The 13,405-nt window shown below is 41.2% G+C and carries 11 protein-coding genes; 10 read left to right on the forward strand and 1 reads right to left on the reverse strand.

Translation table 11 applies throughout. The features are described from left to right. The first annotated feature begins 95 nt into the window (after positions 1–95). The 4 genes from ACI48O_RS09145 (at position 96) to ACI48O_RS09160 (ending at position 7,237) form a co-directional block, all read left to right on the forward strand. Complete coding sequence (locus tag ACI48O_RS09145; protein ID WP_435561487.1) at positions 96–746, forward strand: TetR/AcrR family transcriptional regulator; 651 nt, start codon at positions 96–98, stop codon at positions 744–746. After that, positions 743–4,009: a fused isobutyryl-CoA mutase/GTPase IcmF gene (gene icmF / locus ACI48O_RS09150; protein ID WP_435561488.1), complete on the forward strand. Its 3,267-nt coding sequence runs from the start codon at positions 743–745 to the stop codon at positions 4,007–4,009. Before ACI48O_RS09145 ends, icmF begins: the two co-directional genes overlap by 4 nt. A gap of 677 nt (positions 4,010–4,686) precedes the next feature. Then, a complete protein-coding gene (rpoE, locus tag ACI48O_RS09155) occupies positions 4,687–5,259 on the forward strand; it encodes a DNA-directed RNA polymerase subunit delta (RefSeq protein ID WP_435561489.1) in 573 nt (190 codons plus the stop codon). 373 nt (positions 5,260–5,632) lie between these two features. Then, positions 5,633–7,237 (forward strand): CTP synthase, encoded by a 1,605-nt coding sequence (locus ACI48O_RS09160; protein ID WP_435561490.1) that lies wholly within the window; start codon positions 5,633–5,635, stop codon positions 7,235–7,237. Between the two features lie 193 nt (positions 7,238–7,430). Here the strand turns inward: ACI48O_RS09160 and ACI48O_RS09165 are convergent, their stop codons facing one another. Continuing rightward, positions 7,431–7,949 (reverse strand): DUF2529 domain-containing protein, encoded by a 519-nt coding sequence (locus ACI48O_RS09165; RefSeq protein WP_435561491.1) that lies wholly within the window; start codon positions 7,947–7,949, stop codon positions 7,431–7,433. Between the two features lie 94 nt (positions 7,950–8,043). On the opposite strand from ACI48O_RS09165, the gene ACI48O_RS09170 reads away from it, so the two are divergent. From ACI48O_RS09170 to glpX, 6 genes are all read left to right on the forward strand, one after another. After that, positions 8,044–8,193, forward strand: a complete 150-nt coding sequence (locus tag ACI48O_RS09170; RefSeq protein WP_435561493.1) for a hypothetical protein — start codon at positions 8,044–8,046, stop codon at positions 8,191–8,193. Then, a complete protein-coding gene (locus ACI48O_RS09175; protein WP_435561494.1) occupies positions 8,190–8,561 on the forward strand; it encodes a response regulator in 372 nt (123 codons plus the stop codon). Before ACI48O_RS09170 ends, ACI48O_RS09175 begins: the two co-directional genes overlap by 4 nt. 339 nt (positions 8,562–8,900) lie before the next feature. Continuing rightward, complete coding sequence (locus tag ACI48O_RS09180) at positions 8,901–9,758, forward strand: class II fructose-bisphosphate aldolase (RefSeq protein WP_435561495.1); 858 nt, start codon at positions 8,901–8,903, stop codon at positions 9,756–9,758. 109 nt (positions 9,759–9,867) lie between these two features. Further along, entirely contained in the window at positions 9,868–10,509 is a 642-nt protein-coding gene (fsa, locus tag ACI48O_RS09185) for a fructose-6-phosphate aldolase (RefSeq protein WP_435561496.1), read from the forward strand. A 314-nt stretch (positions 10,510–10,823) separates the two neighbouring features. Then, positions 10,824–12,110, forward strand: a complete 1,287-nt coding sequence (locus ACI48O_RS09190; RefSeq protein ID WP_435561497.1) for a UDP-N-acetylglucosamine 1-carboxyvinyltransferase — start codon at positions 10,824–10,826, stop codon at positions 12,108–12,110. A gap of 88 nt (positions 12,111–12,198) precedes the next feature. Then, the gene (gene glpX, locus ACI48O_RS09195) at positions 12,199–13,161 is read left to right on the forward strand and encodes a class II fructose-bisphosphatase (RefSeq protein ID WP_435561498.1); all 963 of its coding nucleotides are present in this window, start codon (positions 12,199–12,201) and stop codon (positions 13,159–13,161) included. Positions 13,162–13,405 lie beyond the last annotated feature (244 nt).

Consider the following 13,405-nt stretch of genomic DNA (forward strand, 5'->3'; position numbering starts at 1 on the left):
TGGGTTTATCAGCCCATTTCGCCAGCCGTTTACTTTTTGGTTGTGTTTAACTAACTATTAATAAACGTAAGGAAGGTGGAAGGGCGGTTGGAATCATGAAAAAGCGTGAAGTGCATGCATCGGTTAAGGATGAACGTCTTGTGAAAATAAGGCGGAACCAAATGATAAAAAGCGCCATTGCTTTGTTTAAGCAAAAAGGGTTCCATCGCACCACTACAAGGGAGATAGCCAGAGAAGCAGGTTTCAGTATTGGAACTCTTTACGAATACATCCGCTCAAAGGAGGATATTTTATACCTCGTTTGTGACAATATCTACGATGAAGTTCAGGATCAATTAGCGCAGGACCTTGTCTCTCATCAAGGAACACTGGCCAGCCTAAGGCACGGTATCGAAAATTTCTTTCGGATCATGGATGGTGTCCAAGAAGAAGTCCTCGTCATGTATCAGGAAGCAAAATCTCTGACGAAGGATGCCCTGCCCTATGTACTAAAGAAAGAGATTGCAATGGTTTCGATGCTAGAAGATGTGATCCAATTGGTTGTCGATAAAGGAGAACTCAATATGACACCAAAAGAAGTGAACCTGCTTGCTCATAATATCGTTGTCCAGGGCCAAATGTGGGGGTTCCGGCGCTGGACGATCCAAAAGCAATACAGTCTCGATGACTATATCAAAATGCAAACTGATTGGATTTTTCAAGGCTTAAAGGGATATATGGTAAAAGAACCGGAGGGGAGAATATGAGTACGACAAAAGTTTATAAGCCAAAGCATCATATTAGATTTGTAACAGCTTCAAGTTTATTTGATGGTCACGATGCCTCAATTAATATTATGCGCCGCATTATTCAAGCGAGCGGTGCGGAAGTCATCCACCTAGGGCATAATCGCTCAGTGGAAGAGATTGTTAATGCGGCCATCCAGGAAGATGTTCAAGGGATTGCGATTTCCTCCTATCAAGGTGGGCATGTGGAGTACTTTAAATACATGTACGACCTTCTTAAACAAAGAGGCGCTGAACATATCCGTGTTTTTGGTGGCGGTGGCGGGGTTATTATCCCGAAAGAAATCGATGAACTTCATGAATACGGAATTGCGAAGATTTTTTCACCGGAAGATGGCCGTTTATTAGGCTTGCAAGGCATGATCAATTACATGCTTGAGCTTTCGGATTTTCCAACGGTTGGTCAAGACACAGCCGAAGATATTAAAAAACTGCAATCAGGTGAAGTCAATTCTATTGCCAAGCTTATTACTCTTGCCGAGCAGCATGTTGAACTCAATTCGGAAGCAGCGGCTGCAGCAGAATCTGTATTGACAGAAATAAAAACGTTACAGCACACTGTCCCTGTGATCGGGATTACCGGTACGGGCGGAGCGGGAAAAAGCTCGCTTACCGATGAACTGATCCGTCGCTTCTTAAACGAAATCCCTGAGAAAAAAGTAGCCATTCTTTCAGTTGACCCTACGAAACAAAAAACAGGCGGAGCACTGCTAGGTGACCGGATTCGTATGAACGCCATTTTTAATCCACGTGTTTATATGCGCAGCTTGGCAACAAGACATTCGAAAAGTGAATTGTCGTTAGCGATTAAGGATGCTATATCCGTCGTCAAAGCGGCCGGATTTGATCTTATCGTTGTTGAAACAAGCGGGATTGGTCAAGGGGATGCAGAGATCGCTGAAATTTGTGATATTGCCCTCTATGTGATGACAAGCGAATTTGGAGCGCCATCTCAGCTCGAAAAAATCGACATGATCGACTATGCCGATCTAGTTGTGATTAATAAATTTGAACGTAAAGGTTCAGAAGATGCTTTGCGTCAAGTACAAAAGCAATACCAACGCAGCCGTGAACTATTTGATCGCGATTACACAGAAATGCCAGTGTATGGCACGATTGCGAGCCAATTCAATGATCCGGGCACAAACGCTTTATTTGCCGCTTTAGTTGAAGTAATCAATCAAAAAGCCGGCACGAACTGGACAACAACCTTCTCAAAATCAGCTAAAGTTGAAAAGCAAAACGTGATTATTCCAAACGACCGCCGCTATTACTTGCGTGAAATCTCTGATACGGTGCGCGGCTATCATAAAAAGGCGGCCGATCAAGTTGCGGTAGCGCGCCGCTTGTTCCAGCTTGAAGGGGCCATCGAAGCCGTTAAAGAAAGAGAAGCCAATTCAGAAGTTCTTACTTCTCTGGAAGCTTTAAAGCAAGAAACAGAAGCAAAACTTACTCCTGAATCAAAAAGCATTCTTGCCAACTGGGAAAAGACAAAGGAGAAGTATGCAGCTGATAAATTTGTCACCAAGATTCGCGATAAGGAAATCGTGACAATTCTAAAAACCAAGACACTTTCCGGACTTGATATTCCGAAGGTTGCCTTACCAAGATATAAAGAATACGGCGAGATCCTAAGCTGGGTTTACCGTGAAAACGTTCCAGGCTTCTTCCCTTATACAGCCGGGGTATTCCCATTCAAGCGCGAAGGTGAAGATCCAAAGCGCCAATTTGCTGGTGAAGGTACACCTGAGCGTACGAATCGTCGCTTCCACTATCTTTCAAAGGATGATGATGCAAAGCGTTTAAGTACGGCATTCGACTCCGTTACTCTATATGGAGAAGATCCGGATCACCGTCCTGATATTTTTGGGAAAATCGGTGAAAGTGGCGTAAACGTATGTACATTAGATGATATGAAAAAGCTGTATGCCGGTTTTGATTTATGTCATCCGTCCACATCTGTTTCGATGACGATTAACGGACCAGCGCCAATCATTTTGGCGATGTTCATGAATACAGCGATTCACCAACAAATTGCTGTAAAGCAGGCGGAGCTCGGTCGCGAGCTGACTGTAGAAGAAGTTCAAGCAGTGAAGGAGCAAACTCTACAGACTGTTCGTGGTACGGTTCAAGCTGATATTTTAAAAGAAGACCAAGGTCAAAACACTTGTATTTTCTCAACAGAATTTGCTTTGCGTATGATGGGAGATATTCAGCAATACTTTATCGACCATAAGGTGCGCAACTACTATTCTGTATCCATTTCTGGCTACCATATTGCTGAAGCTGGAGCGAACCCTATTTCGCAGCTGGCATTTACGCTTGCGAATGGATTCACTTTCGTTGAGTACTATTTAAGTCGTGGTATGCACATCGATGACTTCGCGCCGAATCTGTCTTACTTTTTCTCAAATGGTCTTGATCCGGAATATACTGTTATCGGCCGCGTTGCTCGCCGTATTTGGGCAACGACGATGCGCGACAAGTATGGCGCAAATGAGCGTTCGCAAAAGCTGAAGTACCACGTGCAAACTTCAGGCCGCTCGCTGCACGCTCAAGAAATCGACTTCAACGATATCCGGACAACACTTCAAGCGTTGATGGCGTTGCATGATAACTGTAACTCGCTTCACACCAACGCTTATGATGAGGCGATTACGACGCCAACGGAAGAATCCGTGCGCCGTGCAATGGCGATTCAAATGATTATTACGAAGGAGCACGGCTTAACGAAGAACGAAAATCCGCTCCAGGGCTCATTCATTGTTGAAGAGCTAACTGATTTAGTGGAAGAAGCTGTTCTGAAGGAATTCGAGCGTATGGATGACCGCGGCGGGGTGCTTGGTTCAATGGAAACTCAATATCAGCGCGGAAAAATCCAGGATGAATCGATGTATTATGAAATGAAGAAGCATACTGGTGAGTTGCCGATTATTGGGGTCAATACGTATTTAAATCCAAACCCGCCTTCATTAGAAGAAATTAATAATATGGAAATTGCCCGTGCTTCTAATGAGGAAAAAGAGTTACAGATTACCAACTTACGCGAATTCCAGGCTCGCAATAAAGATAATATTGATGAAGCATTAAACCGCTTGAAGCAAGTCGCGATGAGTGGCGGCAATATTTTTGCAGAGCTGATGGAAACCGTCAAATTCGCCAGCCTTGGCCAAATTACCCAAGCCCTATACGAAGTAGGCGGCCAATATCGCCGCAACATGTAACGGGCAAAAAGCGAATTGTATTAAAAAAGAAATAGCAGAGCGTTTACTCTTAAAGAAAGGCTGTGTTATTTTGTTGATTGGAGCGGAAGGCGCGAGACTCCTGCGGGAGAAGCTGGTCTTGGGAGACCCCACAGGCGCAAAGCGCCGAGGAGGCTCCCGGACCGCCCGCGGAAAGGGAGCGCCTGGAGCGGAAATCAACAGGCAAGCTTAAAGCAGCCAAAGAATTAATGTAAAAAAGTGTAACAGGTCTGACACGAAAAGGGTTTTCCTTTAAAAGTCAGACCTGTTTTTATTAGAATATATCTTATATAATCAAATTGATGCAGTAAACAGAAAAACAAATACATAACCGAATTGGATGTGAAAAAAGTGAAGCAAGTCATTTTTTTTCTGTTAATCATTCTAGCAATTTTCATGACTTATTATCTCTATTCACACCAACTAGGTGCCGTTTCCTTTTTTCTTATCTCCTTTTTCCTCTTTTATCTTGCTTTTAAGCAATATAAAAATTTAAAGGAGAAAGAGAATCCTTCTGATGACTCACTTAAATAGTGAAAAAAAGTAGTCAGCTAATAGATAGAACTAGCATAAACGGTAAGATTTTGTTTATAATGAAGAATATGTATTTTGGGAGGAATATTCCTTCAGGGTGTGAATAGTGAAAGGAAGTGCGGAGATTGAGTCTTGAACAATACTCAAAAGAGCAAGTGCAAGAAATGTCCTTTATTGAAGTTTCTTACATTTTATTGGCAGAAAAAAAACAAGCGTTAACCTTTAAAGAAATTATGGACGAAATTACCAAAATTCTTAACCTTTCTGAGGCTGACGTAAAATCAAAAATTGCACAATTTTATACGGATTTAAATATAGACGGCCGCTTCTTATGTTTAGGTGAAAATCGTTGGGGACTTCGTGTTTGGTATCCATTCGATCAAACGGAAGAAGAAATTGTTACACCAGTTAAACCGAAGAAGAAGAAGGCGAAAAAGGTTCTTGATGATGATCTTGAAGATTACGATGATCTTGATGAAGATGAAGATCTTGGCTTTGATGACATTGATGAATTTGAAGAAGAGGACGAAGTTTTGGACGATGATGACATCTTCGATGAAGATTTAGACGAAGATTTAGAAGACGATGATGAAGATATCATTGATGAAGATGACGCACTTGAAGAAGAGTTTGATCTGGATGAAGACGAAGATCTTGCGGACGAAGACGAAGATCTTGATTTGGAAGACGAAGACTAAGATTTAATATGCAGCTTTAATAGAGCGAGCTGCCTTTAGCTTTTCTTATTATCAGCTTGACTTTTTTATAAGTGCCTTGTAGAATCATTTTTGGGCTCCTTAAAAAAGGAACGACGATTAGATTGCTCTTATAACGCTCCCTTACCCCAGCGGTAGGAGGAGCGTTTTTTTATTTTTCTACTAAAGGAATAAATTACATATTATTCTTATTTCATTCTGTAATTTATAAAAAGTAGAACAGTATCATAGGGCTTTATAAAAATATTTTTTATCAATGTATTAACCTGATCTTTCCCCACCATATGAATTTGCGATGTAAGTCTTTAAATAAAGGCTAAATTGTACAAACTGTTTTTAAGAGGAGGCATCTTTTATGACAAAGTATATTTTTGTTACGGGCGGTGTAGTTTCATCGTTAGGAAAAGGGATTACAGCAGCATCACTTGGGCGGCTGTTAAAAAACAGAGGGTTAAGTGTAACGATTCAAAAATTTGACCCATATATTAATGTGGACCCAGGGACAATGAGTCCATATCAGCATGGTGAAGTATTTGTTACCGATGATGGTGCGGAAACAGACTTAGATTTAGGTCACTATGAGCGGTTTATTGACATTAACCTAAACAAATTTAGCAATGTAACAACAGGTAAAGTTTATTCATCTGTTTTGAAAAAAGAACGCCGCGGGGACTACCTTGGCGGAACGGTTCAGGTTATCCCGCATATTACGAATGAGCTGAAGGAACGTGTTTTCCGCAGCGGTCATGAAACGAATGCGGATGTTGTTATTACCGAAATTGGTGGAACAGTAGGGGATATTGAGTCATTACCATTCCTTGAAGCGATTCGTCAAATCAAGAGTGATATTGGAACTCATAATGTTATGTATATTCACTGTACTTTGGTTCCTTATATTAAAGCGGCTGGTGAAATGAAGACAAAGCCAACCCAGCACAGCGTAAAAGAATTACGTAGTTTAGGTATTCAACCGAATGTGATTGTGGTACGGACTGAAAAGCCGATATCACAAGATATGAAGGATAAGATTGCTCTATTCTGCGATATTGATAAGAATGCAGTAATTGAAGCGCAAGATGCGGATACACTTTATTCGATTCCATTATCATTACAAGAGCAAAACCTAGATCAAATCGTTTGCGATCATTTAAAGCTGGCTGTTCCAGAAGCGGATATGACAGAATGGAAAGCTCTAGTTGAAAAAGTTTGTAATTTATCTTGCAAAACAAAAATTGCCCTTGTTGGTAAATATGTCGAGCTCCAAGATGCATATATTTCGGTTGTTGAAGCACTAAAGCATGCCGGTTATGCTTTTGATGCTGATATTGAAATTAAGTGGATTAATGCGGAGCATGTTAATGCTGGGAATGTTCACGAATTGCTTGCGGATGTCGATGGAATTCTTGTTCCAGGCGGATTTGGCGATCGCGGTGTCGAAGGAAAAATTCTTGCCACTCAGTTTGCCCGTGAACAGAAGAAGCCGTTTTTAGGAATTTGCTTAGGAATGCAGTTAGCGTCCGTTGAGTATGCTCGTAATGTCCTTGGTTTGAAGGATGCGCATTCATCTGAGTTGAATCCTGAAACAACAAATCCAGTGATTGACCTTCTTCCTGAACAGAAGGATATCGAGGATCTTGGCGGAACATTGCGCCTAGGTTTATACCCTTGTAAATTAACAGAAGGATCTAAAGCCTTTGAAGCGTACGGTGAAGAAGTCGTTTATGAGCGTCACCGTCACCGTTACGAATTTAATAATCATTACCGTCAAGCAATGGAAGCAGCTGGCTTCGTGTTTAGTGGTACAAGCCCAGACGGCCGCTTAGTAGAAGTGATCGAGTTAAATGATCATCCATGGTTCGTGGCTTCACAGTTCCACCCAGAGTTCAAGTCTAGACCAACTCGCCCACAGCCGTTATTCCGTGATTTTATTAAAGCTTCCTTACAATTTGGGGAAAAATAATCGTAAACAAACCTCGCCGAGCTGAGCTTCGGCGAGGTTTGTTTTTCTGATTTTACCGCAAAAATTGCTTTATCGGCGGTTTTCGGGGTTTTATCGGCGGTTTTTGCAAATTTATCGACGCAATTTCGATTTTTATCGACGCTTTTTAAACATTTATCGGCGCAAGTGGACAAAGTCACACACACTTCCCCTACTAAAAATCCTCCAAAATCTCCTCAAGCGTAAATTTTAAAGCGTAATAGACAAACAAGCCAGCCATCGCAGTTGGAAAACCAACCCGATTTCCAGTCTCAGTAGGCAACAAACCTTTCGACAACTTCAAATCGATGACAACATCTGCTAATTCGCCAATATTTTCCGCAGCATCCTCAACCACTGTACAAACGGCAACAAATGGGATCCCTCGCTCACCAAGTCTTCTTGCCAACTGAACAGCTTCGGCATCATTTGAAAATCGGCTAAACAAAATGACGCGGTCTGCCGAGGTCACCTTTTCAACACCATTCCACTTTTTCACAAAAGCTAAAGGTTCAGCGCCTTCAGTCGCTTCTACCGATACGGCGGCCATTTCAGCCACACCATATATATAGATGGCCCCATCACCAACAGCGGCTTGGGCCAACAAACGAGCTCCGTCCTCTAGTTCAAATTCATTCTGCTCCTGGATTTTTTTAAATAATCCAGAAAGCTGAGTCGAAAACATTTTTAACATTAAGCTCACGCCTCTCTTAACAAATTCTCTTAAACGATTATAGCCTTAATAAAATGAAATCTCCAAGTAGCAGCAAAGCTTGGTCGGCTGAAATATGAAAAAAATCGGAGAATCTGTCGAAACATTATTGACAGAAATATGGTCGCAAATATTGGGATTAGCAGGAAAACAAACGTTAAAACTAGAAATATACCTATTGGATAAAAAACAGAAGCATCAAAAATTAAAGAGGTGGATGGCATGAAAGGCAAGGTTTTAATCGTAGACGATCAATTTGGAATTAGAATACTACTTAATGAAGTACTGCAAAAGGAAGGTTATCAAACATTCCAAGCGGCTAATGGGGTGCAGGCGTTGGAAGTTGTAAATAAAAATTCGCCCGATCTTGTGTTGCTGGATATGAAAATTCCTGGAATGGACGGAATTGAAATATTGAAGCGCATGAAGGTGGTTGACCCTGATATCCGCGTCATTATTATGACTGCCTATGGAGAATTGGACATGATTCAAGAAGCAAAGGACCTCGGCGCATTGACTCATTTTGCTAAACCATTTGATATTGACGATATCCGAGCAGCCGTCCGTAAATATATTCCGGTATCTTCAAATTAATTTTTTTGGATCGAGAAGAAGCCGCGACTGCGGTGCAAAAATTTAACAAGAAAACATCTCGCAAAAAATCCCAATTTTTCTAAAAATTATTCGATGATTTTCTACAATTTTCAAGAAAATCACAAAGAAAACGTTTGCTTTATGAACAATGTTTAAATCGCTTGCTGAAGCATAGCATTTCTATTTTCTTTTTGGTATTATACTTATGAAGTTCGATAGGGTCGTTTGTTTCTTTTTACAAAAGCATCCCATACATAAACAAAAGTGTTGCAGGTTAACCTGTAAAAGAATACTGCTGTTGTTAAAGCGACTGCGATCATCAAGAAGGAGGAAATAAGAATGCCTTTAGTTTCAATGACTGAAATGTTAAATAAAGCAAAAGCAGAGGGCTATGCTGTAGGACAATTCAACATCAATAACCTTGAATTCACTCAAGCAATCCTTCAAGCTGCTGAAGCTGAAAAATCACCTGTAATCCTTGGTGTTTCTGAAGGTGCAGCTCGTTACATGTCTGGCTTCAAAACAATCGTAAAAATGGTTGAAGGCTTACTTGAGGACCTTAACATTACGGTTCCTGTTGCCATCCACCTTGACCATGGTTCAAGCTTCGAAAAATGTAAGGAAGCAATTGATGCTGGCTTTACATCTGTTATGATCGATGCTTCTCACCATCCATTTGAAGAGAACATTGCGACAACTGCTAAAGTAGTTGAGTATGCTCATTCAAAAGGCGTTTCTGTTGAAGCAGAATTAGGAACTGTCGGCGGACAAGAGGACGATGTTGTTGCAGAAGGCATCATTTATGCAGATGCAAACGAGTGTGTTGAGCTTGTTAAGCGCACTGGTATTGATTGTCTTGCTCCAGCACTTGGTTCTGTTCATGGTCCATACAAAGGTGAGCCAAAATTAGGTTTCCCTGAAATGGAAGAAATCGGTAAATTAACTGGCGTTCCGCTTGTACTTCATGGTGGTACTGGAATCCCAACTCATGATATCCAAAAATCTGTTTCTCTTGGAACAGCAAAAATTAATGTAAATACAGAAAACCAAATTGCTTCTGCGAAAGTGGTTCGTGAAGTATTGGCTGCAAAGCCTAACGAGTATGATCCTCGTAAATACTTAGGACCAGCTCGCGATGTAATTAAGGAAACCGTAATCGGAAAAATCCGTGAGTTCGGTTCTTCCAATAAAGCATAGTTCTGTTGTATAGTTCGTTATTGAAACCGTCCTCGATTAGAGGCGGTTTCAATTCATTTTTAAAAAACTAAAATATTTCGTTCAAACAATCATGAATGGGGGAAAAGAAATGAAGTTTTTTATTGATACAGCAAACATTGATGAAATTCGGGAAGCGCATGCATTAGGGATTTTAGCAGGAGTAACAACAAATCCTTCCCTAGTGGCTAAGGAAAAAAATGTTACTTTTCACGATCGTATTCGTGAAATCGCTTCACTAGTTCCAGGTTCTGTTAGCGCAGAAGTTATTGCACTTGATGCAGAAGGTATGATCAAGGAAGGAAAAGAGCTGGCAGCGATTGCGCCAAACATTACAGTTAAGCTTCCGATGACTCCAGATGGGTTGAAAGCTTGCTATGCTTTAACTCAGGAAGGAATCACTACAAATGTAACGCTTATTTTTAATGCAAACCAAGCATTGCTTGCTGCTAGAGCAGGTGCTACATATGTTTCGCCATTCCTTGGTCGTTTGGACGATATCGGTCAAAACGGTTTAGATTTAATTTCTACTATCTCAGAAATTTTTAACGTTCACGGCTTAGATACGCAGATTATTGCTGCATCAATCCGCCATCCAATGCACGTGACAGAAGCTGCGCTTAGAGGCGCTCATATTGCAACCATTCCGTTTAACGTTATTGCGCAATTAACGAAGCATCCGTTAACAGACAAAGGAATTGAAGCATTTCTAAAAGACTGGAATAACCGCTAATATATATATAAATTGCCTGTATAAAAATAAGTTTTTTGTGTGCAAAATGCTAGTAGAATCGACAATGCCTTTTGCGAATGGAAAATGATACCTGTATAATAGGGTATGGGTTTAGATTTATATTGAATATAGAAGGCGGAGGCCCCTGAAAAGCGAACGTTTCCAGTCGCCGGGCGGCTTGCGCTTGACACTGATTAAAATGCTATACTTCTTTTTTTTAAGAAGACAAGCCTTTAAAGGTGTGGTCTGTGTCAGTGCCTGATATTCATCAACAATCGACCAATCTTCACTTTAGGCTTAGAAGGGAGTAAAAAATGGAAAAGCTTAAAATTGCAGGCGGCTATCCTTTAAAGGGTACAGTTCGAATTAGCGGTGCCAAAAACAGTGCAGTTGCCTTAATTCCAGCGACAATTTTGGCCGATTCACCTGTAACGATAGAAGGATTACCAGATATTTCAGATGTTCAAATCTTAAAAGGGTTATTAGAAGAAATTGGTGGTAAAGTTGAAATTTCGAACAATGAAATGACAGTGGATCCGTCCTCAATGATTTCCATGCCCTTGCCGAATGGGAAAGTTAAAAAGCTGAGAGCTTCTTATTATTTAATGGGGGCTATGCTGGGTCGTTTTAAAAAGGCGGTCATTGGCTTACCTGGAGGATGTCACCTTGGTCCGCGTCCGATTGATCAGCATATTAAAGGCTTTGAGGCTCTTGGTGCCAAGATTACCAATGAGCAAGGAGCGATTTATTTGCGTGCTGACGAACTTCGAGGTGCACGTATTTATCTTGACGTTGTCAGTGTTGGTGCGACGATTAATATTATGTTGGCCGCGGTAAGAGCAAAGGGTCGGACTGTGATTGAAAATGCTGCAAAAGAACCAGAAATCATTGATGTCGCAACTTTGCTAACTAGTATGGGAGCGAAAATTAAAGGTGCCGGCACCGATGTAATCCGGATCGATGGTGTTGACCAGCTTCACGGATGCCGTCATACGATTATCCCGGATCGAATTGAAGCAGGAACCTATATGATTCTTGCAGCAGCAGTTGGGGAAGGTGTGCTGATCGATAACGTGATTCCAGAGCATCTTGAATCACTGCTTGCCAAGCTTCGCGAAATGGGAGTTCAGATCGAGGCAAGTGACGAACAGGTGTTTATTAATCCAACCGAAAAATTGAAAGCGGTTGATATTAAAACGTTAGTGTATCCGGGCTTTCCAACCGATTTACAGCAACCGTTTACTTCACTTTTAACAAGGGCTGATGGGTCAAGTGTTGTTACCGATACCATTTATGGTGCCCGATTTAAGCATATTGATGAGCTTAGAAGAATGAATGCCGGAATTAAAGTAGAAGGGCGCTCAGCGATTATCAATGGACCTGTTCAGCTGCAGGGAGCAAAGGTAAAAGCAAGTGATCTTCGTGCCGGTGCTGCTCTAGTCATTGCAGGCTTAATGGCCGAGGGGATTACTGAAGTAACAGGGCTTGAACATATTGATCGTGGTTACAGCCACATCGTTGAAAAGCTTCAGGGACTTGGTGCAACCGTTTGGCGCGAAGAATTAACGAAAGAAGAAAAAGAACAATTAAAAAATATATAGAGAAATAAGTGATATAATTTTTATGTTCAGTAAAAAGAGATAGACTTCCTAGAAATAACACCAAAGACAATTGGGAGGCGGGAAACCGATGGAGAGAAGTTTAACAATGGAGCTAGTCAGAGTAACAGAAGCTGCTGCACTTGGTTCTGCACGATGGATGGGTCGTGGAAAAAAAGACGAAGCTGATGATGCAGCAACATCTGCGATGAGAGATGTTTTTGATACGGTTCCAATGAAAGGAACGGTTGTAATTGGCGAAGGGGAAATGGATGAAGCTCCAATGCTATATATCGGCGAAAAGCTTGGAACTGGATTTGGTCCAAGAGTCGATGTCGCAGTTGACCCATTAGAAGGTACGAATATCGTTGCAGCTGGAGGTTGGAATGCTCTAGCGGTTGTTGCGATTGCTGATACTGGCAATTTACTTCATGCTCCAGATATGTATATGGAAAAAATCGCCGTTGGTCCTGAAGCGGTTGGGAAAATCGACATTAATGCATCTGTTTTGGAAAATTTACAAGCAGTAGCTAAAGCGAAAAATAAAGAGGTATGTGACATCGTAGCAACGGTCCTAAACCGTCCGCGTCATGACCACATTATTGCTCAGCTTCGCGAAGCGGGTGCCCGAATTAAATTGATTAACGATGGTGACGTTGCGGCGGCCATTAATACCGCGTTTGAGCACACTGGCGTTGATATTTTATTCGGTACAGGCGGAGCACCTGAAGGCGTTCTTTCAGCCGTTGCATTAAAATGTCTTGGTGGCGAAATTCAAGGGAAGCTAATTCCGTCTAACGACGAAGAAATCGCTCGTTGTCAGAAAATGGGGATTGAAGTGAACAAGGTTCTTTTAATGGACGACCTCGTAAAAGGTGATGACGCGATCTTTGCTGCAACAGGCGTAACAGATGGCGAATTGCTGCGTGGTGTTCAATTTACTGGAAAGTATGGAACAACTCACTCTGTAGTAATGCGTGCTAAATCCGGAACAGTCCGTTTCATTGAAGGCACTCATTATTTAAACAAAAAGCCACATTTTGTATGTAAATAATTAATCAATCAACTTTGAGGCTGACTAAAAAGGGAAAATTTCTACCACCTGCTGATTATGTTAGAATATTAAAAGTTGTAATTAGTTTTGTGGGAAAAATTCCCTAAAGAGTCAGCCTCCTCTATATAAAAGCCGCAAACGTCCTGCCCAACTTCAAATCGTTCCTTTTCTAAAAAAATTAGTTGCTTATTTTTTAAAAATAGAGGTACAATATTAATTGTTTTTTCTTAAAAAGTTTTCTGCA

Source organism: Neobacillus terrisolis, assembly GCF_051233475.1.
Lineage (GTDB): Bacteria > Bacillota > Bacilli > Bacillales > Cytobacillaceae > Bacillus_BU.